We start from the raw sequence: 23,397 nt of genomic DNA on the forward strand, positions 1-23,397 counted from the left end.
GCCCGAACCCGAAGCGGGCCGTGGCTTTGCGGGCGATGCGCTTTGTTGCGAATGCAGGCAAGCCATCCAGGCTTTCCTTGGCATTCGCGCCTCAACCCGCAAAGCCAACGGCGCGCACGGCGCAGGTTATGCAGAGGGTCCCTAGCCAGCAGCGGCTGAGCCAGCACACTCAGTGTGCCTGCTCCCAGGTCGGCCCGACACCCACCTCCGCCAGCAAAGGCACCTTCAGCTCGGCGACTCCCGCCATGAGCGCAGGGATCGCCTCACGCAGCCAGTCGACCTCGTCATCGGGGACCTCAAACACCAGTTCGTCATGCACCTGCATGATCACCAGGGTTTTTCGCGCTTGCTCGTCGATGGCGTTCTGGACCGCCACCATGCTCTTCTTGATGAGATCGGCCGCGGTTCCCTGCATGGGCGCATTGATGGCAGCACGCTCGGCTGCTGCCCGGCGCGGTCCGTTGGGTGAGCGGATTTCCGGCAAATACAGACGGCGACCGAATACGGTTTCAACATAACCGCGTTCGCGCGCCAGGGCCCGGGTGTCTTCCATGTACTGCTTCACGCCGGCAAACCGCTGGAAGTAACGATCGATGTAGTTCTTGGCTGCTGTGTTGTCGATCCCCAGTGACTTGGCCAGGCCGTAGCTGCTCATCCCGTAGATCAGGCCAAAATTGATCACCTTGGCATAGCGACGCTGTTCGCTGCTGACCTGATCGGGCGCCAGCCCGAACACCTCTGCGGCCGTGGCGCGGTGAACGTCTTCCCCTGCCGTGAAGGCCTTGAGCAAGGCCTCGTCGCCGCTGATGTGGGCCATGATGCGCAGCTCGATCTGCGAGTAGTCGGCACTGGCAATGACGCGCCCTTGAGGTGCGACAAACGCCTCTCGGATTTTTCGTCCCTCCGGTGTGCGAATCGGGATGTTCTGGAGGTTCGGGTCATTGCTCGACAAGCGTCCGGTCACCGCCACCGCCTGCGCGTAATGTGTGTGCACACGGCCTGTCCGCGGATTCGCCATGCCAGCCAGTTTGTCGGTGTAGGTGCCCTTGAGTTTGCTCAGGCTTCGGTATTCGAGAATCTTGGCCGGCAACGGATAGTCTTCTGCCAGCTTTTCCAGCACTTCTTCATTGGTGCTGCGTGCCCCGGATGCCGTCTTCTTGATCGTAGGCAAACCGAGTTTGTCGAACAGCACTTCGCCGAGCTGCTTGGGCGATGACAGGTTGAAAGGTTGCCCTGCGATTTCGTAGGCCTCCTGCTCCAGCGCCACAATGCGCTGCCCCAGGTCATGGCTTTGCCTGGCCAGCGTTTCGGCATCAATGAGCACGCCGTTGCGTTCAATGCGATAGAGACGCTCGCTCGACGCCACTTCCAGCTCGTAGATGGCGCGCAATTTCTCGTTGGATTCGAGTTGGGGCCAGAGCGCCAGATGGACGTCCAGCGTCTGATCACTGTCTTCACAAGCGTATTCACTGGCCTTGTCGACATCGACCTGGGAGAACGGAATCTGACTGGCCCCCTTGCCGCACAAGCTTTCATAGCTGATGCCGCTTCGCCCCAGGTGCCGCTCTGCCAGGCTGGCCAGTCCGTGCGGCTTGTGCACTTCCAGCACATAGCTTTGCAGCATGGTGTCGTGCACGTATCCCTGCACCTCGATGCCATGATTGGCAAAGACGTGGCGATCGTATTTGACGTGCTGGCCCAGCTTGTGGCGCGAGGCGTCCTCCAGCCAGGGTTTGAGCCTGCCCAGCACCTCGTCACGCGGCAGTTGCTCCGGCGCGCCCGGTCCGTCATGGGCCAGCGGAATGTAGGCGGCCTCGCCCGCCTTCACACTGAAACTCACACCCACAATCTCGGCGACCATCTCGTTGAGCGAAGTGGTTTCCGTGTCGAGCGCCACCAGATCAGCGTTACGGATCTGCTCAAGCCACTGGTCGAACGTTGCCCAGTCCAGAATGGTCGTGTACGACAGTTCGCTGGCCTGGCTTTTCGGTTCGGGCTCAGCAAACAAGTCTCCCGTTGAGCCCGATGAAGACCCGCCGGACGCTGCAGTCGCCTTCGCTGCACCATTGCCTTCGTCTTCACTGCCACCTAGGCTGCGCGCCAGGCCCTTGAAGCCGTAGCGCTCGTAGAAGCCCTTGAGGGCATCGGTCTGCGGATGCCCGTTGGTCATGTCGTCCAGGGCAGGCAGCGTGGGCAAATGGGCCAGCAAATCGCAATCGGTCTTGATGGTTACCAGCGTTTTGCCCGTGGGCAGCCAGTCCAGCGCCTTGCGAAGGTTTTCCCCCACCTTGCCCTTGACCTCGTCAGCACGGGCCATGAGCTCGTCGAGCGAACCATATTCCTTGAGCCATTTGGCCGCCGTCTTGGGTCCGACCTTATCCACCCCAGGCACGTTGTCCACCTGGTCACCCACCAGCGCCTGAAAATCGATCATCTGGGCTGGCGGCACGCCAAACTCTGCCTCGACTCCTGCTTCGTCGCGCCTTTTGCCGCTCATGGTGTCAATGATGGTGATGTGGCGATTGACCAACTGTGCAAGGTCCTTGTCACCACTTGAAACAATCACTTCCACACCCTGGTCCGCGGCTGTGCGCGCCAGCGTGCCAATCACGTCGTCGGCCTCCACGCCGGGCACATCCAGCACCTTCCACCCCATGAGCCTGACCACCTCGTGGATAGGCTCGATCTGCGCCCGAAGGTCGTCAGGCATCGGGCTGCGCTGCTCTTTGTACGCTGGATACAGCTCATCGCGGAAGGTCGGCCCTTTGGCGTCGAAGACGCAGGCAGCGTAGTCCGCCGGCACCTCCTTGCGCAAGCTGTTGAGCATGTTGATCATGCCCCTGATCGCGCCCGTGGCAGGACTGTCCGGATCCCCCGGCACGGCCCTGAGATCCGGCATCGCGTGATAGGCACGGTACAGATAGCTGGATCCATCGACCAGCAGCAACACAGCTTGTTTCGAATTTGCATCAGACATGCACGCATTGTCCTAGAAAGCGGCAGCCGTGCCGCAAAGTCCGCCCTTGACCCTCCGCACAAAGCCCTACAATGCGATCATGACTGCCAGCAAAGCCCTTTTCCGCCATAGCGCCTGTATCGCCAGCCTTGTCGCCGCGACGCTGACGTTGCCTGTGGCTGCCCAGACAGCCGACACCTCCGCTGCACAGGAAGCGCCGGCTGCTTCGCCAGCAGAGGCCGATACCGGCATCGAGACCAAGGCTGAGTACATCCACCACGAAGACGAGCAGACCAGCATTGACGAGGTCCGCATCGGAGGTGAGACCCGCAGCATCCGTGTCCAGCCCAAAAGCGGCGCACCCGGCTACGAGATTTCCCCTGCCGCCCCCGGTCGCTCCGGGGCTGTCAGCGACCAGAACAGCCAGGGAAATTCTGGCCGCAGCCGCTGGCGTATCCTGAATTTCTGACCTCCGTTTCATCTTCCGCTGTTGCGGCTGATTTCCTCCGCTCTCCGCTTTCCTTTCTTTCTCCGGCATGGCTGTCTATACGGAAGTCGCATTTGGCGACGCCGCTGCGCTTGTTGAGCGCCTCGGCCTTGGGGTTCTGACCGACCTCAAAGGCATCAAAGGTGGCATCGAAAACACCAACTACTTCATCACCTGCGAGCATGAGAACGCCAGCCACGAGCATGTGCTGACCATCTTCGAGCGGTTGAGCTTTGAGCAGTTGCCCTTCTACCTGCGTCTGATGAAGCACCTGGCGGGCAAAGGCATTCCGGTGCCGGAGCCTGTCATTGACGAAGCGGGTGAAGTGGTTCATCGGCTGCACGACAAGCCGGCGGCCATCGTCAACAAACTCGCTGGCCGCAACCAGTTGGCCCCCGAGGCCGCACATTGCGCCGCCGTCGGTGAAATGCTGGCACGCATGCATCTGGCCGGTCGCGACTTTTCCATGGGCCAGCCCAACCTGCGGGGCTTGCAATGGTGGAACGAAACCGTCCCTGTGGTGTTGCCTCACCTCAGCGACAGCCAGGCTTGCCTGATCGAGGGTGAGCTGGCGTACCAGAACCATGTCGCGTCCAGCACAGCGTATGCCGCATTGCCCCGTGGACCCGTGCATGCCGACCTGTTCCGCGACAACGTCATGTTCGAAGGCGACAAGCTCTGCGGCTTCTTCGACTTCTATTTCGCCGGCGTCGACACCTTTCTGTTCGACATCGCGGTGTGCCTCAACGACTGGTGCATCCGACATGAACCCGACAACCATGCCGGTGCAGATGGCGAGCGGCAACTGCCGCTCTACGAGGCCTTTCTGAGCGCCTACGAATCAGTCAGGCCACTGGAGGCCGCCGAGCGTGCTCTGCTACCCGCCATGGAGCGCGCGGCCGCACTGCGCTTCTGGATCTCCCGTCTGTGGGATTGGCACTTGCCGCGCGATGCGAGCATGCTCGAACCTCACGACCCCCGCCACTTCGAATACGTGATCCGGCAGTGCCTCTCACGCCTGGGTGCTTTGCCAGTGGTCAGCGAAGCCGCCGCATGAAACTCAACAAGGTACCGGCACGCACTGGGCTGACCTGGATAGGACTGGGTTTCCAGACCTTCCGGCGCCAGCCTTTTGCGCTGGGTGGCATTTTCTTTTTGTGCTTTGGACTGAGCCAAGTGCTTCAGCTCCTGCCGATTGTGGGTACCGTCAGCTCGCTGGTACTGGCTCCAGCGCTACAGCTGGGCATGTTCAGCGCTGCAAGAAGAGCCGTTCAGGGTGAGTTCCCCATGCCCTCCACGGCGTTCGAAGGCCTTGCCGCGGGCCCCGGCCGGCGTCACATGCTGGTGCTGGGCGCCATGTTTGCCACCATCATGATCCTGCTAGTACTGTTTTTGCAGCTGATCGTCCCCATGGGCGAGATCAACGTCGCCGCTGACGCAGAAAGCACGGTGCCGCCGGAAGTCATGGCCGAGGCCGTTCTACAGGCCATCAACCCTGTGGCCGTGCTTCTCTTCACTGTGCTCTCTCTTCTCATCTACCTGGCGTTCTTCCATGCGCCGGCCCTGACCCACTGGCACGGCGTTCCGCCAGTCAAGAGCCTGTTCTTTTCCGTGACAGCGCTCTGGGCCAATGCAGGCGCCGTGATGGTCTTCCTGCTGGCCTGGGCTGGCATCGGTTTGCTCGCTGTCGGCATGTCGCTTCAATTCGGCCTGCTTCTGGGCGGCAAGGCTGGCGCCAGCTCTTTTGTGGCTGTCAGCATGCTCATGCTCGCTGCCGTGTTCTCCATCTCGTCGTACTTCTGCTATCGCGACAGCTTCATCGCGGATACAACAGCTCAACCCCTGCCTGACGCAGGAAACGACCCCACGTAAATCTAAAGTGCTCATCCTCTGCGACACTATGGGGATGGATCATCAGGAGTACATGAGCCAGTTGCGGCTCAGCGAAATCGAGGCACAAAGCCATCCTGCGAGCTACCGGCGAAAAACGCTCTGGTTCGCATGGCTGGGCTATGGCTATGCCATTCTGAGCATCGTGTTCGGTCTGGCCCTGGTCGCCCTGGCCCTGTGGCTGTTCAGCGAAGGCAGAAGCTATTTCGCCGCGACCAATGCACTGATTGGTGGTGTCTTCATTGCCTGGGTGGCCATCTCCTCCGTTTTGCAGGCTTTGCCTGAACACCATGGCATTGAAGTCACGGCTGACGAAGCACCGGAGCTCTTCAAGCTGCTCGAGAAGATTCGCCGCAGGCTCAAAGGCCCGAGCATTCATCGTGTGCTGGTGGATGATCAGTACAACGCCAGCATCAGTCAGGCGCCCCGCTGGGGACTGGTGGGCCCGACCCGGAACACGTTGTGCGTGGGCCTCCCATTGATGATGGCTCTTGACCGCAACCGCCTGACAGCTGTGCTGTCCCACGAGTACGCCCACCTGCGAGGCGGCGACGGTTCGCTGGCCACTTTCCTCTATCGCACCCGCCGGACCTGGAGCAAGCTGGCCGAACACTTTGTGGACGACGACGGCAAAGACCGAGACCTGTACAGCGCTGCCACGCGGGGGTTTCTCAACTGGTATGCCCCACGCTTTCTGGCACGAAGCTTTGCGCTTGCCCGCCAGGAGGAGTACACCGCCGACCGACTGGCAGGCGAACTGGTTGGCATGGACACCCAGATAGGTGCGCTGATGGAGATGCGGCTGCGCAGTGCCCAGATGAATCGCCGCTTCTGGGAACGTTTCTGGGCGATGGCCCCCAAGCATGAGCTGCCCCCGAAAAAGCCTTGGGCATGGGCGCTCGGTGGTGACTTGCCTCCTCCATTGAAGTCGGACATCGAGAAGGCCATGGACAGCGTTCGTGTCGAAGTCGCCCGGCACGACGACACCCATCCGACGACCCGCGAGCGCGTCAAGGCCCTGGGCGGAGAGCACCGGTTTCCCGGCCTGTCCAAGACTGGGTGCACCAAGCTTCTGGGACCGGCGCTGGATCGCATTGCCGAGGTCTTTGATACCCAGTGGTGGCAGGCCCACCATGGCGTGTGGAAGGAGGCATACCGCACCGGCCAGCGTGACCTCGCGAAAATTGCAGAACTCAAGCCCGAGATACCCAACCTGGGCGCGGCGGACCTTGTCCGGCTGGCGCGACTCGTCGCTCGCACCAAAACACCCAGCAAAGCCATTGCGCTGTATCAGGCCGCCATCGAGCGCGACCCCGACAATGCCGAGGCACGCTGGAAACTGGCCATCGACGCGGCCGAACGCAACGATCTGGCTGCCTTGGGAGACCTGGCCATCGTGGCGCGCCAACAGCCCCACATGGGCTATGCAGCCGCCCGCGCTGCACTGGAGCTGATTGAGCGCCAGCCCTACGAAGGCAATCTGGGTGACATGCGACGCGAGTGGAAAGAAACCTTGCACCGCATGGAAGCACTGGAAGATGACGCCGATTCGGAGGTCAGTGGCGAAGCCCTGCTCGACCACCTGGCACCACACGATCTGTCGCCAGACGAAGAGCAGGATGTATGCGACTCGGCTCGTCTGATGCCCCAGGTGCGCACCATCTGGGTCATGAGGCGCCCGGTCAAGGCATTGCCCGGACGCCGCCAGTACGTGATCGTGGTGGAGTTCCGCCGAGGCCCGGGTGCCGTCATGGTGCCTCTGGACGAAGTGGCAGACCGCATCGACCTGCCAGGTCCGGTCTGGGCCATCGAAGACGACGACCTCAACGATGAGAGCCTGGAGGGCCGACAGTTGCCCCTGGCTGACCCTGTTTATCCCCCCAGGCATAAGCCGGAAGCCGGCAGCAGTGCTCATTGATACCCGATAGCTCAGGTCGATGAACCTTGCGTGGCATCGGGATGACTCGCATGCCCAAGAGCAATTCAGTCGATCGGTGTGAGCTTGGCCACCGACAAGGCCAGCCACTTGGTTCCATGCCGCGGAAAGTGGATCTGGGCTCGTGCGTCATCGCCCGTGCCTTCAATGGCCTTGACCTGTCCTTCGCCAAATTTGTTGTGAAACACGGCCTGCCCGGCGCGCAAAGCCACACCCCGGTCGGCTGGTTCGACGGGAGCAGACACGGGCTTGTCCAGCCAGCCATCCGACCATGCCGGCTTGAGGCGTGAGCCAGCACCACCGCCCAAGCCCATTCCGCCCCCAAACCCGGCCGCCTGTTGCTGCGGAGACAACCATTTCAGGCACTCGGGCGGCAGCTCGTCAAAGAACCGGCTGCGCACGTTGTAGCGTGTTTGCCCGTGCAGCATGCGGGTTTGCGAGTGACTGAGATACAGACGCTGACGTGCGCGCGTGATGGCCACATACATCAGGCGCCGCTCCTCCTCCAGACCGTCACGGTCGCTCATGGAGTTCTCGTGCGGAAACAATCCCTCTTCCAGTCCGGTGATGAAAACAGCATCAAACTCCAGGCCTTTGGCCGCATGCACAGTCATGAGCTGCACGGCCTCCTGCCCCGCCTGAGCCTGGTTGTCACCCGCCTCCAGTGCAGCGTGCGTCAGAAATGCCACCAATGGGCTGAGGGTCTCGCCAGTAGCCTCCTCATCCAGTGGCTCCAGTGCTTCGTCGACCTGGGCCAGCGTCGGGTCGAGGCCCTGACTCACCGGGCTTTGCGTCAGTGCATTGCCCAACTCATCCACAGGGAGAGCCACCGCGTCCTTGCCGAAGCCCTCCAGCGACACAAAGCTCTCGGCCGCGTTGACCAGTTCTTCCAGGTTTTCAACGCGATCCTGGCCGTCGCGCTCGGCACGATAGTGCTCCAGCAGTCCGCTGTGGTCCAGCACCAACTCGATGATTTCGCGCAAGGTCATGCCATCGGTGCGCTCCCGCATGACATCCAGCCTGGTCACGAAGCCACCGAGCGCCACCCCTGCTCGACCACTGACTGAACTCACCGCATCGTGCAGGGAGCACCCGATGCTGCGCGCCGCATCTTGCAGCTGTTCCACGCTGCGCGCGCCAATGCCCCGGGCGGGAAAGTTGCAGACCCGAAGAAAACTGGTGTCGTCGTGCGCGTTCTCGAGCAAGCGCAGATAGGCCAGTGCGTGCTTGATTTCGGCGCGCTCAAAGAAGCGCAAGCCGCCATACACCCGGTAGGGCATTGCCGCGTTGAACAGCGCTGTCTCCATCACCCGGCTCTGCGCGTTGCTGCGATAGAGCACCGCCATTTCGCTGAGCTTGAGGCCATCAGCCTGCAGCTGGCGCATTTCGTCAACCACCCATTGCGCTTCAGCCAGATCGCTGACCGATTCAAAGACGCGCACAGGCTCGCCGGCACCAGCTTCCGTCCGCAGGTTCTTGCCCAGGCGGCCACTGTTGTGACTGATCAGCTGATTGGCCGAATCCAGAATGTTGCTGCAGCTGCGGTAGTTCTGCTCCAGCTTGATCTGGTGCTGGACCTGAAACTCGCGGACAAAGTCCGCCATGTTGCCCACGCGTGCGCCACGGAAGGCGTAGATGCTCTGGTCATCATCACCCACGGCGAACACCGCGTTGCCACTGGCAGGCATGCCCTCGAGCGCAGGGGAAGAAAACATCTTGAGCCACGCGTACTGCAGACGGTTGGTGTCCTGAAACTCGTCGATGAGGATATGCCTGAAACGGCGTCGATAGTGTTCGCGAATCGGGTCGTTGTCGCGCATGACCTCATAGCTGCGCAACATCAACTCCCCGAAGTCCACCACCCCTTCACGCTCGCACTGCTGCTGGTAGAGGTCATAGATCTCCACCTTGCGGCGCGTTTCCTCGTCGCGCACCGAGATGTCGCGCGGGCGCAGACCTTCTTCCTTGGCGCCGGAAATGAACCACTGCAACTGTTTCGCAGGGAAGCGTTCGTCATCCACTCCATGCTGTTTGCACAGGCGTTTGATGGCTGAGAGCTGGTCTTGCGTATCCAGAATCTGGAACGATTGCGGCAGATTCGCAGATTTGTGATGTGCACGCAGGAAACGGTTGCACAGTCCGTGAAACGTACCGATCCACATGCCTCTTACGTTCACAGGCAGCATGGCGCCGAGGCGGGCCATCATTTCCTTGGCCGCCTTGTTGGTGAAGGTGACCGCCATGACACCTCCCGGCGAGACCTGCCCACTCTGCATCAGCCAGGCGATGCGTGTGGTCAGTACCCGCGTTTTGCCCGACCCTGCGCCCGCCAGAATAAGAGCGTGCTCGGCCGGCAGTGTCACCGCTGCGGCCTGTTCCGGGTTCAGGCCGGAAAGCAAAGGGGAAGCATCTTCAGAAAACATGTGCGTGCGGTGCAGGGTCGTGAGAGGCAGTCAGTCAGAACAATGGCCAGTGCAGGATCCGGGAGCCGGTCAGACACCCAGCAGATCACATGCCAGCCGGTGCAATCGGCTCTTGCCCCGCACCAGTTCTTCGAGCACGCTGAAATGGTTGCGACCCTTGATCAGCTCGTTGACCGGCACGCGCTCTTCGCCCCATGCCGCCTGCATCAAGCCGTTTTGCCGGCGAAACTCTTCGCTCTCGTCTGCGCCGGCCACGGTCATCAGCACAGCGTCCTGAGGCAAGTGAGCAGGAGAGCCCATGCCGGCAGGACTGACGCGCCTGGCCTCTGCAGCAGTGAGCTGCAAATCGTTCTGGATGAAAGGAGCGTGCCGCAGCGGTTCAAGATCGTAGACCCCCGAAATGCCCAGTGCATTGCGCACCACCACCTCTGGCAAGCCGGAAGCGACCGACGACCAGTCGCAAGCGAGCATCATGGCGGCCAGGTGTGCACCTGCAGAATGGCCCACCACCGTCACTCGGGATGGGTCGCCACCGTGAACGGCAATATGGCGGTTGACCCATGCCAACGCCTGAGTCATCTGCATGCAGATATCCGAGACCCTGACATCCGGACACAGGGCGTAATTCACCACCACCACACACACTCCTTGGCGGGTGAAGGCTGGCGCGACAAAAGAGTGGTCCGATTTGTCAAGACTGCGCCAATAGCCGCCATGGATGAACACCATGACAGGTGCCAGCCCCTGAACGGAGCCGGGCGCTGGTTTGAAAACGTCAAGACTTTCACCCTGGGCATGGCCATAGGCCAGATCCGCCAGCACCCCGGAACCCGCTCTGGCTTTCGACGACTGGCTTGCCCAGCGAGCCAGGTGCTTTCCATGCTCTGGGACCAAGGCCCTGTTGTTGTACTGCGCGGTCAGCCATGCCGCCTGGGAGGCCTTGTCTCTTGTGTGCTTCATGCCGCCTATTTTGGCATGGCCGGTGGCGGCAACAAGCATCTCCGCGTCGCTGTGTGGATACCCCTGAGAACCCAAGGTTGCAAGCCTTTTGCCAGCCGCAGTCTGAACAGGACTCCTAGAATGAATTCACACCCTGAGCACCACCTGCTCGACATTCCAGAGAGACGATCATGAACGCCGCCAACACTGCCGAGCAGACGCACCGCCCTTCCGTCGCCATCCTGGGCATCGGCATGATGGGCTACCCCATGGGCCAGCGTCTGTGCGAAGCCGGTTTCCAGGTCACCGCATGGAACCGGAGCAGGACCAAGGCGGAACGCTTGGCCCCATTTGGCGCTCAAGTTGCCGGCACTGCCGCCGAAGCGGTCACCGGTGCGGACATCGTGGTCACCCTCTTGCAGGATGGCCAGGCCGTAGAGGACGTCCTGTTTGACCAGGGCGCCGCCAAGGCCATGAAACCCGGCGCGCTCGTCGTGGACATGTCTTCCATTGCTCCGCGTGAAGCACGAAACCACTCTGCCCGGCTTGCGGCGCTGGGGCTTCGGCATCTGGATGCGCCCGTCTCCGGAGGCACCGTCGGCGCTGAGCAAGGGACGCTGGCCATCATGGCTGGCGGCAAACCACTCGACTTTGAAGCGGCGAAAGATATGTTTGTCGTGTTTGGCCGGGCCACTCATGTCGGGCCACATGGCGCGGGGCAACTGGCCAAACTGGCCAATCAGATGATTGTGGGTATCACCATTGGTGCGGTATCGGAGGCTCTGCTGCTGTGCGAAAAAGGCGGCGCCGACATGGGCAAGGTACGCGAGGCCATCGCCGGCGGCTTTGCCGACAGCCGGGTGCTGCAGGTTCATGGCGAGCGCATGGTTGAACGGGATTTCACCAAGCGCGCTGCCATTGCGGTTCAACTCAAGGACATGCGCAACGCCCTGGGAACCGCCAGCGAAATCGGCTTCGATGCGCCGATCACCGAGCTGTTTGAATCGCTGTATGCGCAGGCAGAAGCCCATGGTCTGGGTGATCTCGACCACTCGGCCCTCTTTGTGGAGCTGGCCAGCCGCAACAACATGTGCTGAACGCTCCTCCCGGCCACGGCCTTCAGTCTGACGACCCTGGCTGAGGCTCAGGTGGCACGGGCGGCGCCACCAGATCCATGCGGCGCTGGGCCGCCTGGGCTGCGTCGGTTTGTCCAGCCGCCTCCGCCAGGGTCCTGGTGACCATCAGCCATGCCAGCAGCGGCCTTCGCCATCCTTGGGCGGAAGCAGTCTCCACGCCCACTGCGGCAACGCCCGGGCCAGCAAGTTGCCTGCGGTAGAGCACGCCGGCGGCGACCAGCCGGGACAGCGGATCTTCTATCTTGTTGAGCAAGGCGACAAAGTCTGACCCGGCCCCCGCTTGGGCCACAGGCCGATGCGGTCCAGGCAACAGCTCGGCATCACCGGGACCGGCCTGACCAGCGATGTATCGGTCATACGCACGCAAGGCTTCGCTGACATCTGGTGCGAGAGGCTCGAACGCCTCACAAAGACTGTCATCAAGTGTCGCTGTTCGCGTGGCACACCGGAACAGCTCCACCTTGGCCAGCTCCTCCGGACGGCCGGTGGCCCGTACCTCACGTCGTGCACGGTTGAACTCCGCCAGATCGATCGCGTCTTTGCCTTCCATCCAGGCGCGGGCGCCCAGCTCGGTGCTGCTGCTGGCGGACTGTTTCCAGTCGGGCACCGGCTCACTGGCGCAGGCGCCAAGCACGGTCATCGCCGCCACTGCCGCGATCCTGGTCAGGAAACGGCTGGGGAGCCTCATGGGAACGTATCTGGTGCTCACGGCAGCTTCACCTCCGCCTCTTTGGAGAACGGCCATTTTTCATTGATGTCGTTGACCAGTGAATTGACCTTGCGCAAGCTGTTTTCCACATCGGCCCGCAACGCGGTCAGGTCTGCAGACGCGTCTTTGGTGTTGCCCGCAATGACCTCTGCATCGGCCAGCACCGCATCGACTTTTTCCAGGCTTTCACGCGCCTGACCCAGAATGGTGTTGATTTGCTTGACCGTCTCGCGCAGGTCGGGGACAAGAGCGCCCTCACCCGGCGCCGCACCCTGCCCGAATACCTGACGATCGGCATTGGCCACGATGCTGTCAAGTCGCACCGAGAGTTTATTGGCGCTGGTGAGCACTGCATTGGCCCGCTCGATGGCTTCCACCACCTTGTTGGCATCATCCTCGTTGCCCATGAGCATGCCCACCGCACCGTTCTCGCCCGCCAGGCGCTGGGTCACGGTTTCGATGTTCGTCATGGCCTGTGCCAAAGCGGAGTTCGAGCCGGTGAGGGACTCGAGGTTGGCCAGCAGATCGCGGGCAGAGCCGACGATCTTGGGGATTTCGGCACTGATGTCGCCAGCGAGCACCTCTCGCACCGCTCCATCCGGCAAAGGCGGGTCATCCAGGACACCACTGAAAGCCTTGATTCTGGTGCCACCGACCAGGCCTTTTTCCATCGTGAAGATGCTGGACGTCCGCAGCCAGTGTGCTTCCTTCCTGGGCACGTCGATCTGAATGTGCACCTTTCCGTCTTCCGCCAGGTCGATCTTGGCCACCCGCCCGATGCTGAACCCGGCGAAGGTCATGTTCATGCCTACCGAGACGCCTTCGGAATCATCGGCCACCAACACCAGACGCTGCGTCTGCTCAAAAACCCCTCGGGCGTACATCACGTAGGCAGCCGAGGCGATGACGAGCCCTACCAGCAGCATGACCAGCAAGGCTGCCTTGAACTCGAGGTTTTCCACCGGCGGCTCGGAGGGAGCTGCCGTGCGCTGATCGTCTTGGTGTGGGGAAGTCATTCAATCGAGCCGTTTCGATGGGGCTGTCGGCGCAGCATTGGTCAATAGTAGTTGCCGATCAGGGACACCACTTCAATCATCAGTATCACAGACAGCAGGCGGGCAAACTCCGATATTTCGTTACGCCTTGCAAAGCCGCCATTGGCGTCTCGCTGCGCACTCGCCGCCATGGGAACAAATGCTACCGCCATGGCAAAAAACGCCGTCTTGAGGATGAAGATCAGGGAGACGGCTGGCGTAAAAATGGCACCGACCCTCTCCGTATAGCCCGGCAGCCCCCACGGAATGAAGCCGTAGACGTTCAGGTAGGTCAGCACCAGAGCCAGCAGGCAACTGAGCGCCGCCGTAAGAAGCACCGAGAACATGGCGCCGATCGCCCGCGGCAGCATCTCTGCCCGCAAGTGATCCTGTGGATGTCGGCGGACGCCGCTCTGGTGCTCATGGCGCAGGATGCGGCGCACATTCTGTGCTGCCGGCATGGCATAGCGGACGGCCACAAAAAGGGCGGCATACAGTGGAATCAGCTCCAGCACCAGGGTGCGGACGAGCACTGCCAGCGCGAATTCGGACAGGCCATAGCTTTGCGCCGTGGTCACCACGATACGGATCAGCACCTGGCTGAGCAGGCTGGAGAGCACCAGAAGCCACACCATCAGCGGCGCCGTGGATTCGTAGATGCTCCGCAGCACCGCGTACCGGTGGGCGCCCTTCGAGTAGCTCGACGGCGTGAGTGCCAGCACAATGATCTTGGCGCCGGTCAGGATGACAGTCCACCACGCCACCCAGGCATCAACGGCCTGATGCCCCCACCGGGCGATGGCGGCGTGCAGGTCGGCAATGGGTCGCAGGGGGCTCATAACGGCATGATACCCAGCGAACCGGGCTTTGCGCAGGCACGCCGCTACTTTGTACGGCCGAGCGCCCAGGTGATGTGCTCGAGCAAGGTCTCGTCGCCGCGCGCCTGGGCCGCGCTGACCGCCTCTTCCAGCGCAAGTCGCATGGCCGTCGCCTCGCTCTCTTGCATCTCGCCGGAGCTTGCCAGTGCATTGCCCATGGCCACAGCCAGGTTCCTCTGCCACCTCGCATGACCAATCCGCCTGATCGGACTGCCCTCGGTGCGCTGCAGGAACTGGGCTTCCGTCCAGCCAAACAGTTGCAATAGCCGGCTGGCTGCCAGGCCCTCGCGCGGTTCGAAATCCGGCAGATCCGAACGGGCGGCAAACTTGTTCCATGGACAGACCAGCTGGCAGTCATCACATCCGTAAATGCGATTGCCGAGCAGCGGACGCATCTCCAGCGGTATGCTTCCCTCATGCTCAATCGTCAGGTAAGAAATGCAACGACGTGCATCCAGTCGATACGGCGCCACGATCGCACCCGTGGGGCATGCCGTCAGGCATGCCTGGCATTGCCCGCAATGGTCAGATGCGGGTGACGTCGCCGGTAGCGCCAGATCGACGTAAATCTCACCCAGGAAAAAGAAGGAGCCCCCTTCACGGTTGAGCAAGAGCGTGTGCTTGCCGCGCCAACCCAGGCCACTGCGACTGGCGAGTTCGGCCTCCAGCACGGGTGCGGAGTCCGTGAACACGCGAGCGCCCAGGGGCCCTACCGCCTCCGCCACCTGGTCTGCGAGCTTCTGAAGACGCTGCCTGAGAACTTTGTGATAGTCCCGACCTCGAGCGTAGACCGACACCACGGCTTCGCCAGGCTGCTCAAGCCGCGCCAGTTCCTGACCCGCCCAGCCGTCCGGAGTGGATGGCGGGAGGTAATCCATGCGAGCAGTGATCACGCTCACCGTCCCCGGCACCAGCTCGGCCGGCCTTGCCCGCTTCATGCCATGGCGTTCCATATAGGTCATGCTGCCGTGAAATCCGGCGGACAACCATGCCTGAAGGCCGGGTTCAGCCGAAGAAAGGTCGACATCTGCCACTCCGATTTGGGAAAATGACAGTTGACGCCCCCAGACCTGAATCTGAGAGACCAGTTGAGCAGCATCAAATCCGGCTTTCATGAGCCCACCATTGTAGGAAGCGAATCCGGCTTTGAACCAGAGCACGGAGGCAGCGAGGCCAGCCTGGCCGAATGGACGGAGCACTGGGACGACGAATCCGGCACCAGTAGCTTTGCTGCGCGCCTGGCCGCCTGCCCGGCCGTCGCCCATGCCACCATCGCGCTGCATGGCGACCTTGGCGCCGGAAAGACCACCTTCACGCGTCACCTCCTGCGCGCACTCGGAGTACGCGGGCGCATCAAGAGTCCCACCTACGCCATCGTCGAACCCCACGAAGCCATGGATTGCCCCCTGATGCCAGCAGGAGAAGTGCTGGCTATCTGGCATTTCGACTTCTACCGTTTTGATGACCCACGCGAGTGGGAAGACGCAGGCTTTCGCGAACTTTTCTCCAGCGCCGGACTCAAGCTTGTGGAATGGCCCGAAAAGGCAAGCTCGCTGATCAATGGGATTGATCTCGATGTCTATATAGAACCGGACGACACGCGCCTGGATGCCGACGTCGACCCGGAGGGAGAATCGTCCAGGCATGTCACCGCCAAAGCCAGGACACTCGCTGGCCGACGACTGGTGATGGCCCTTCAGAACGCATGACCGCCAATACACAACATCCCGCCCCGAACCGGCGACAGGCCCTCAAGGCCGGCACCCTGGTCCTCTTGCTGGGCGCCCGCGAAATCGCATGGGGTGCCAGCGTGGTTGCGGTTCGAATCTGGCCTGCTGACGAGTACACCCGGGTGACCATCGAATCCGATGGCAAGCTCGAAGTCCTGCAGACCATGGTCAACGACGCGCGCCATCTCGCCGTGGACATCCAGGGTCTGGACCTGGTCGACGGCCTGGGTGACATGAGTGGCAAGTTGCGCAGCGATGACCCCAACATCCGCAGCATCAACGTCTCGGCGCGAGGCAAGGGCGTGGCCCGGCTCAACATCCAGCTCAAGCAGGCAGCCAACCCGCAAGTCTTCCACCTCAAGCCAGTGGCGGCCTACCAGCACCGCCTGGTCATGGACCTGTATCCGGCCAAAGTGCCAGACCCGCTCGAAGAGCTCATCGCACAGCGGCTCGAAGAGATTGACGCCTCCAGCGAGCGGGCGGCCCGTCTCCTCGGTCTGGACGTGGATGCCGTGCGCGGGCGTGGGCAGGTTCGGCATGCCGGGCGCGCCGACGCAGTTCAAGACGACCCGATCGCGGCCTTGCTGGCAGAGCGCGAGGAATCCACTTCTGGCCCAGGCGGGAAGCCGCCATCAAGAGTTGCCCAAGGAGAAGAACCGGGCAACGGTGAGCGCCGCCGCTCGGGATCGGCGTCCAAGACACGCCCTGACCAGGTCGCCGTCGACCGCCTGATCATTGTGGCCCTCGACCCTGGCCACGGTGGCGAAGATCCGGGCGCCATTGGGCCCGGCGGCACGCAGGAGAAAGACGTGGTGTTGCAGATTGCCAAACGCCTGGAAGCGCGCCTGAACGACACCAGGATCAAGGGCAACCCGGTACGCGCCTTTCTCACGCGCGATGCCGACTTCTTCGTCCCGCTCTACGCGCGCGTGAAGAAAGCACAGCGCGTCAAGGCAGACCTGTTCATCAGCCTGCACGCAGACGCTTTCTTCAAGCCCGACCCTCAAGGCGCCAGCGTGTTCGCGTTGAGCACCAAGGGCGCCAGCAGCGCAACGGCACGCTGGATGGCGGAAAAGGAGAACGCAGCCGACAAAGTGGGTGGACTGAACGTTCGATCCAACGACGCAACCGTTCAGCGCGCTTTGCTGGACATGAGTACGACAGCCCAGATCAAGGACAGCCTCAAACTCGGCAGCGCCGTTTTGGGCGAAGTGGGCCAGGTCGGAAAGCTGCACAAGCCACGCGTGGAGCAAGCAGGGTTTGCCGTGCTCAAAGCGCCGGACATTCCCAGCGTGCTGGTGGAAACGGCGTTCATCAGCAACCCTGACGAAGAGGCGAGACTGCGCAGTGAGGCGTATCAGAATCAGCTGGCTGATGCGATTCACAAGGGGATTGTTCGGTATTTTTCGGCGAATCCGCCGTTGGCGAGGAAACGGGTGGCGTAGCTGAACGCTTTTTGCAGCGGGGGCAACGAATTCGTAGTTTTGCCTCCTTTGCATAAGAGCTTCCATTCTTCGGTTTTGCCTGCGGCGCTGTCTTGCGACGACCTCGCCCTTCCCCCCTATCCCCCCCAGCCCCCTTTCCACCCCGCCGGGCGGAAAGGGGGAGCTCTCATTTGGCTTTTGGTCTCCGACTCGGCTTCTACGGCTCGATGCGTCGCCACCGTGGTTTGGGGTACATGCATTTCGCTGAGGCTGTCGTAGGAACCTCGACGTTGGCTTTCACGCCCACGGCGCCCATCTGACGTTGCCGCTTTGCGGCTTGTCAGGTGGGCGCATACCTCATGCGTGGCAGGTCGCGTTGGCCCGAAATGTCTCGCTCGCAGGCAGCAGGCGAGCCGCGCAGCGGCAATGCCAGTTGACTGCCGTGGGCGCACCAAGGGCAGGCTAGTTCTCTACGACAGCGGTGGAGAAATCGTGGTGAGCCTGAAGCAGTGGCAACCTCCCGCCAGTAGTCACCCGTCCAGAAACCAGAAGCCGAATGTTTAAAGGCTCCCCTTTCCGCCCCGGCGGGGGTGGAAAGGGGCGGGGGGGATAGGGGGGGGGAGAAAAAGAAGAACGAGAACAGAGATGTAGCGCCGCAGGAAAGCCGGATTGTCCATAGGGAGGCTAACCAGGCGCCAGCACGCCTAGAATGCTCCTGTGACCACACAATCCCCCCCCACCTCCCTCCCCGCGCAAAGCGCAACAACAAACCCAATCGCCCCTCAACACCGCCGCCCCATCCAGGAACTTCCGGATGAGCTGATCAGCCAGATCGCGGCCGGCGAGGTGGTGGAGCGGCCGGCTTCTGTGGTGAGGGAACTGCTGGACAATGCACTTGATGCTGGTGCTACCCAGATCACCGTGCGTTTGCTGGCCGGAGGGGTTCGCCTGATCAGTGTCGAAGACAATGGTTGCGGCATTCTGCGCGCTGAGTTGCCCACCGCGCTCAAGCGTCACGCCACCAGCAAGATCGCCAGCCTCAATGACCTTGAATCGGTGGGCACCATGGGTTTTCGGGGGGAGGCACTGGCGGCCATTTGTTCGATTGCAGAAGTCTCGGTGCTGACCCGCGCGGCCGACGACACGGATGTCAGCCATGCCTGGTTGCTCGATGGGCGCACGGGTGAGCTGGAGCCAGCGGCCCGCTCGACCGGCACCACCATCGAAGTGCGCGAGCTGTTTTTTGCCACGCCCGCACGCCGCAAGTTCCTCAAGACCGATGCCACCGAATACGCACACTGCCTGGAAGCGGTCCGGCGCCACGCCCTCGCCCGCCCCCACGTGGGCTTTGCGGTATGGCACGAAGGCAAGCTCATGGCCCAGTGGCGCGCTGCCACCGGCTCGGGAATCGAAGCCTTGCGCCAGCGCCTTTCCGATGTGCTGGGCGAAGACTTCATTGCCAACAGCGTTCCCGTGCAATGGCCAGCCCTCGAGCTCTCCGACATCAGTGGCTCGGATGACCTGGCGCCTGCAAGGGTAAAGATCTGGGGCTTTGCCGGTGTGCCCGACGCCGCGCGCTCCCGTGCCGACTGGCAGTTCGCCTACGTGAACGGGCGCTATGTTCGGGACAAGGTCATCACCCATGCCGCCCGCAGCGCATATGAAGACGTGCTGCACGGACACCGCCAGCCGGTGTATGCCCTGTTTGTCGAGATGGACCCCATGCGGGTCGACGTGAACGTCCATCCGACCAAGATTGAGGTGCGCTTCCGTGACGGTCGCGAGGTACATCAGGCCGTGCGCCACAGCGTTGAAGCAGCGCTGGCTGCTCCGAGGTCGGCGCAAGCCGGTGGAGCAGATCTGCATCAAGCCGAGCTGACGCCCTACACATCTCCCGCCTCGCTCTCTGGTACGGCGGACGACACGCATGCTTCAGCCGCTCGTGTTTCACCCGGAATGGGCCTGCAACCACAGCCCAGACAGGAGCCGCTGCCCTGGCAAGCTCGGCGTCCGGATGAACCCCAGGGCGGACATGCCGTTCGGGATGTCGGCGCGCTCTGGCGCGGCAACCGCGATGAAGCACCAGTCCCCTCAGGTCAACTCAGCTCACCACCTGAGTTCGCTTCTGACCAGACCTTGCCAGAGGGTGAATGGCCCTTGGGTCGTGCCGTTGCGCAGCTCCATGGCGTCTACATCCTGGCTGAGAACGCACATGGTCTGGTGGTGGTCGACATGCACGCTGCGCATGAGCGCATCGTCTACGAGCGCCTCAAGCAGCAGCTTGACGATGCCAACGTGGCCAGTCAGCCATTGCTGATTCCAGCCACCTTCTCAGCCACGCCCGAAGAAGTGGCCACGGCAGAAGAATGCCATGAAGCATTGCACGCTTTAGGCCTGACGGTCGAGCCACTTTCCCCCAAGACGCTGGCCATTCGCGCCGTGCCCACCACGCTGTCTTCTGCAGACCCTGCCGAACTGGCGCGCAGCGTCCTGGCAGAACTGGCACAACATGACGCGTCCACCGTGGTTCAGCGCGCACGCAATGAGTTGTTGGCCACGATGGCCTGCCACGGTGCCGTGCGCGCCAATCGCCGCCTCACGCTGGAAGAGATGAACGCACTCCTTCGACAGATGGAAGTGACCGAGCGCTCCGACCAGTGCAACCACGGCCGTCCTACCTGGCGGCAAATGGGCATGAAGGATCTGGATGCGTTGTTCCTGCGCGGCCGATAAGCGGCAGCGCAAAGAGACGCCCTTCCTCAGTCCAGCGTCTGCCGATAGCGCTTGAGTGCGACCACGCCGGCCACGGTCATGAACAGCAACATGGGCCAGAGCTCGACCCATAGTTGAGGCGCCTCCAACCCTTTGAGCATGATGCCGCGAACAATGCGCAGGAAATGAGTGAGCGGCAGCGCTTCACCCAAATGCTGTGCCCACTGCGGCATGCCCCGGAACGGAAACATGAAGCCTGAGAGCAGCATGGACGGCAGAAAGAAGAAGAAGGTCATCTGCATGGCCTGCAGCTGATTGCGGGCAATCGTGGAGAACGTGAACCCCACCGCCAGGTTGGCGATGATAAACACGCCAATCATGCCCAGCAGCAGCAGTGGGTTGCCCTCCATGGGCACCTGGAACAACAGGCGCGCCGCCGCCATGATCACACCCAGCTGGATATAGCCCATGGCCACGTAGGGCAGGATCTTGCCCACCATGACTTCGAGCGGACGCACCGGTGTGGCGAGCAGGTTTTCCATGGTCCCGCGCTCGCGCTCACGGGTCATGGCCAGCGAGGTGAGCATGACCATGGTCATGGTGAGAATGGTTCCAATCAGGCCGGGCACGATGTTGTAGCGCGAAAGTCCCTCAGGGTTGTAGCGCCGGTGAATCCTGACATCGAACGGTGCAGCGGCCGCACCGTTTCGTGCCAGCGGTCCGACAAGATCATGGCGCAAGGCTAGCTGCCCCAGCGTTGATAGGGCGGCAAGGGCATTGCCGGATGCGGAAGGGTCAGTCGCGTCCACCGCCACGAGCAAGGTGGGACGATTCCCGCGAACCAGATCCCTGGAAAAATCGGGGGGAATCTGCACCAGAAATTGCACCTGCCCTTCGGCCAGCGCCTCTTCTGCAGCGGCTTCATCCGTGCCCTGCCACACCAGCTTGAAATAGCCTGTGTTCTGCAAGGCAGCCACGAAAGAGCGCGCTTGGGGTCCACTGTCCGCAGACAGCACCGCCGTCGGCAGACCTTTGGGGTCGGTGTTGATGGCATAGCCAAACAGCACCAGCTGCAGGATCGGAATACCCACTGCCATGGCAAACGTCAGCCGATCGCGCAGCATCTGCTGCACTTCCTTGAGAAAGATGGCCCAGGTTCGCCCAATGGAGAAGCGGCTCATGCTCATACGCCTGTCTCCGTCGCAGCACTGAAGTTGTCCCGGGCGCCACCGAGCAGACTGATGAACACATCCTCCAGGCTGGCTTCTGCCAACGAAAGCCTGAGGCCAGGTTCGGCACGCAGGCTCGCCATTGCCTCAGACAAGGCTTGTTCATCCCGCCCCGCCACATGCAAGGTGTTGCCAAAGGCGGCCACACTGTCCACGCCGGGCAGTTCACGCAAGCGCTCCGTCCAGCCGCTGCCCTGCACGCCATCTACCGCATACACCGTCAGGCCAGCGCCTTGAATGATCTCGCTCTCGGTGCCGCGCGCCAGGATTTCGCCATAGGCGATATAGACCAGATCGTGACAACGGGCAGCCTCGTCCATGTAGTGCGTGGACACCAGCACCGTGATGCCATCGTCGGCCAGACGGTGAATCTCGTCCCAGAAGTCTCGCCGAGCCTTGGGGTCCACACCCGCAGTGGGCTCGTCCAGCAGCAGCAATCGAGGTTCGTGAATCAGGCAGGCGGCCAAGGCCAGACGCTGCTTCCAGCCGCCCGACAGATTGCCGGCCAGTTGTGATTGCCGCCCCTCCAGGCCCAGTTGCGCCAAAGCCTGGTCGACGCGTTGCTGGCGTTGGGGCAGCTCAAAGAGTCGCGCCACAAAATCCAGGTTCTGCCGGATCGACAGATCTTCGTACAAGCCAAATCGCTGCGTCATGTAGCCCACCTGCCGTTTGATCGCTGCAGCGTCACTGCGCAAATCCAGCCCCAGGCATTGGCCCTGGCCTTCGTCTGGTCGCAGCAGCCCACACAACATTCGGATGGTTGTGGTCTTGCCACTGCCATTGGGCCCCAGGAAGCCACAAATACGCCCTTGCCCCACTTGCAGGTCCACCTGGTTGACCACCGTCTTGTCGTCGTAACGCTTGGTCAGACCAGTGACGTCGATCGCCAGAGGAGTCATGACTTGTCCTGCACAGGCGTCCAGTCGGCTGGCGTGACGTCAATGGGCTGGCCCGGTCGCCAGTGCAGCTTCTCTGCATTCGACTCACCCCTGGCTTCGACCCGGTACACGAGCTTGCTGCGTTGCGCGTTGGAATAAATGACCGGCGGCGTGAACTCGGGCGCATCGGCTACGTGGCTGACCCTGGCCACCACCGGTTCACCACAGCCATCGCAGGACACGATCACCCGTGCACCCACCGGCACATCGGCAAGTTGTGCTTCAGGCACAAAGAACAAGGCTTTGACAGCCCCTTCGGGCAACACGGAGACGACGGGCTGACCAGCGCCGGCAAATTCGCCTGCGCGGTAGATGACACTGGCGACTCGGCCCTTCACGGGCGAACTCACCGATTTCTGTGACAGACGCCATTGCGCCTGTTCAACGGCTTGTGCAGCAGCGTCCAGCTGGGCTGAGGCGGCGCTTTGCTCGTCCACACGTGCAGGCAAGCCTGCCACCGTGACGGCAGCTTGCAGTTCCACCACCCTGGCAGCAGCCTGCTGCGCGGCTGCCTTTGCCGCGTCGAGCGTGGCCGCCGATGCAAAGCCCTGTTTCACCAGAGCCTGCTGCCGTTCAAGCGCACTCTGCGCTTGAACGGTCTGCGCACGCGCCTGCGCCAACTGAGCACGGGTCACGGCCAGCTCGGCTGGCCGCCGCCCTTTCTCTGTGTTTTGCCATTGCGCCTTGGCTGCCGCCAACTGCGCCTGCGACTGAGCCAGGGCCGCACGCTCCGACTGGTCATCGAGAGAGAACAGAGCATCGCCTGTCAACACCTGCTGCCCCTCCTGAACAGCCAACCGGGTGACGGGGCCTCCCAGTGCCGAAGACAAATAGAGGAACTCGCCCTCCGCATAGCCGGACCATTGCGGAACCGTGGATTGCTGCTCACAGGCTGCCAGTCCTGCAGCAACCAGAATCGCCACGCTGAGGCTTTGCCAGCAGCCCTGGAGTCTATCTCTCAGTCTTTTCATGACGA

The 23,397-nt window shown here is 62.2% G+C and carries 18 protein-coding genes; 8 read left to right on the forward strand and 10 right to left on the reverse strand.

The genetic code is table 11. From position 1 onward, the window contains the following. Positions 1-169: 169 nt before the first annotated feature. The gene (gene polA / locus ABWV89_RS17570) at positions 170-2,977 is read right to left on the reverse strand and encodes a DNA polymerase I (RefSeq protein ID WP_353399901.1); all 2,808 of its coding nucleotides are present in this window, start codon (positions 2,975-2,977) and stop codon (positions 170-172) included. 79 nt (positions 2,978-3,056) lie between these two features. On the opposite strand from polA, the gene ABWV89_RS17575 reads away from it, so the two are divergent. From ABWV89_RS17575 to ABWV89_RS17590, 4 genes are all read left to right on the forward strand, one after another. Then, positions 3,057-3,425, forward strand: coding sequence for a hypothetical protein (locus ABWV89_RS17575; protein ID WP_353399904.1), 369 nt, complete (start codon positions 3,057-3,059; stop codon positions 3,423-3,425). A gap of 67 nt (positions 3,426-3,492) precedes the next feature. After that, positions 3,493-4,500, forward strand: coding sequence for a homoserine kinase (locus ABWV89_RS17580; protein WP_353399907.1), 1,008 nt, complete (start codon positions 3,493-3,495; stop codon positions 4,498-4,500). Then, entirely contained in the window at positions 4,497-5,315 is an 819-nt protein-coding gene (locus tag ABWV89_RS17585) for a BPSS1780 family membrane protein (RefSeq protein WP_353399909.1), read from the forward strand. The genes ABWV89_RS17580 and ABWV89_RS17585 overlap by 4 nt, the downstream gene beginning before the upstream one ends. A 52-nt stretch (positions 5,316-5,367) precedes the next feature. Then, the gene (locus ABWV89_RS17590) at positions 5,368-7,251 is read left to right on the forward strand and encodes a M48 family metalloprotease (RefSeq protein ID WP_353399912.1); all 1,884 of its coding nucleotides are present in this window, start codon (positions 5,368-5,370) and stop codon (positions 7,249-7,251) included. 65 nt (positions 7,252-7,316) lie between these two features. Here ABWV89_RS17590 and ABWV89_RS17595 read toward each other — a convergent pair whose 3' ends face one another. Both ABWV89_RS17595 and ABWV89_RS17600 read right to left on the reverse strand, forming a co-directional pair. Then, positions 7,317-9,692, reverse strand: coding sequence for a UvrD-helicase domain-containing protein (locus tag ABWV89_RS17595; protein ID WP_353399915.1), 2,376 nt, complete (start codon positions 9,690-9,692; stop codon positions 7,317-7,319). A gap of 69 nt (positions 9,693-9,761) precedes the next feature. Continuing rightward, positions 9,762-10,652, reverse strand: a complete 891-nt coding sequence (locus tag ABWV89_RS17600; protein WP_353399917.1) for an alpha/beta hydrolase — start codon at positions 10,650-10,652, stop codon at positions 9,762-9,764. Between the two features lie 170 nt (positions 10,653-10,822). On the opposite strand from ABWV89_RS17600, the gene ABWV89_RS17605 reads away from it, so the two are divergent. Beyond that, entirely contained in the window at positions 10,823-11,728 is a 906-nt protein-coding gene (locus tag ABWV89_RS17605; RefSeq protein ID WP_353399919.1) for an NAD(P)-dependent oxidoreductase, read from the forward strand. A 22-nt stretch (positions 11,729-11,750) separates the two neighbouring features. Here ABWV89_RS17605 and ABWV89_RS17610 read toward each other — a convergent pair whose 3' ends face one another. Genes ABWV89_RS17610 through queG form a run of 4 tightly spaced genes read right to left on the reverse strand, consistent with a single transcriptional unit; the run spans position 11,751 to position 15,503 of the window. Further along, positions 11,751-12,476 carry a hypothetical protein gene (locus ABWV89_RS17610; RefSeq protein WP_353399921.1) on the reverse strand — a complete coding sequence of 242 codons (726 nt, stop codon included), beginning with the start codon at positions 12,474-12,476 and terminating at the stop codon, positions 11,751-11,753. Next, positions 12,473-13,492, reverse strand: a complete 1,020-nt coding sequence (locus ABWV89_RS17615) for an MlaD family protein (RefSeq protein WP_353399924.1) — start codon at positions 13,490-13,492, stop codon at positions 12,473-12,475. The genes ABWV89_RS17610 and ABWV89_RS17615 overlap by 4 nt, the downstream gene beginning before the upstream one ends. Positions 13,493-13,533: 41 nt before the next feature. Further along, positions 13,534-14,349, reverse strand: a complete 816-nt coding sequence (locus ABWV89_RS17620) for an ABC transporter permease (protein ID WP_353399927.1) — start codon at positions 14,347-14,349, stop codon at positions 13,534-13,536. A 44-nt stretch (positions 14,350-14,393) separates the two neighbouring features. Then, positions 14,394-15,503: a tRNA epoxyqueuosine(34) reductase QueG gene (gene queG / locus ABWV89_RS17625; protein ID WP_353399929.1), complete on the reverse strand. Its 1,110-nt coding sequence runs from the start codon at positions 15,501-15,503 to the stop codon at positions 14,394-14,396. Between queG and tsaE the strand changes: the two genes are divergently transcribed. The 3 genes from tsaE to mutL all read left to right on the forward strand — a co-directional run bounded on the left by tsaE (position 15,486) and on the right by mutL (position 20,275). After that, on the forward strand, positions 15,486-16,097 hold the full coding sequence (tsaE, locus tag ABWV89_RS17630) for a tRNA (adenosine(37)-N6)-threonylcarbamoyltransferase complex ATPase subunit type 1 TsaE (RefSeq protein ID WP_502903257.1): 612 nt from the start codon (positions 15,486-15,488) through the stop codon (positions 16,095-16,097). The two genes, queG and tsaE, sit on opposite strands and share 18 nt — an antisense overlap. After that, positions 16,094-17,563, forward strand: coding sequence for an N-acetylmuramoyl-L-alanine amidase (locus ABWV89_RS17635; RefSeq protein ID WP_353399932.1), 1,470 nt, complete (start codon positions 16,094-16,096; stop codon positions 17,561-17,563). Before tsaE ends, ABWV89_RS17635 begins: the two co-directional genes overlap by 4 nt. Positions 17,564-18,316: 753 nt before the next feature. Beyond that, entirely contained in the window at positions 18,317-20,275 is a 1,959-nt protein-coding gene (gene mutL, locus ABWV89_RS17640) for a DNA mismatch repair endonuclease MutL (RefSeq protein ID WP_353400126.1), read from the forward strand. 26 nt (positions 20,276-20,301) lie between these two features. Here the strand turns inward: mutL and ABWV89_RS17645 are convergent, their stop codons facing one another. Genes ABWV89_RS17645 through ABWV89_RS17655 form a run of 3 tightly spaced genes read right to left on the reverse strand, consistent with a single transcriptional unit; the run spans position 20,302 to position 23,392 of the window. Next, a complete protein-coding gene (locus ABWV89_RS17645) occupies positions 20,302-21,441 on the reverse strand; it encodes an ABC transporter permease (protein WP_353399935.1) in 1,140 nt (379 codons plus the stop codon). Continuing rightward, the gene (locus ABWV89_RS17650) at positions 21,438-22,382 is read right to left on the reverse strand and encodes an ABC transporter ATP-binding protein (protein ID WP_353399938.1); all 945 of its coding nucleotides are present in this window, start codon (positions 22,380-22,382) and stop codon (positions 21,438-21,440) included. The genes ABWV89_RS17645 and ABWV89_RS17650 overlap by 4 nt, the downstream gene beginning before the upstream one ends. Then, positions 22,379-23,392, reverse strand: a complete 1,014-nt coding sequence (locus ABWV89_RS17655; protein WP_353399940.1) for an HlyD family secretion protein — start codon at positions 23,390-23,392, stop codon at positions 22,379-22,381. Before ABWV89_RS17655 ends, ABWV89_RS17650 begins: the two co-directional genes overlap by 4 nt. Between the last annotated feature and the right edge of the window lie 5 nt (positions 23,393-23,397).

Origin of the sequence: Hydrogenophaga sp. 5NK40-0174 (genome assembly GCF_040372165.1) — a bacterium.
Lineage (GTDB): Bacteria > Pseudomonadota > Gammaproteobacteria > Burkholderiales > Burkholderiaceae_C > Hydrogenophaga.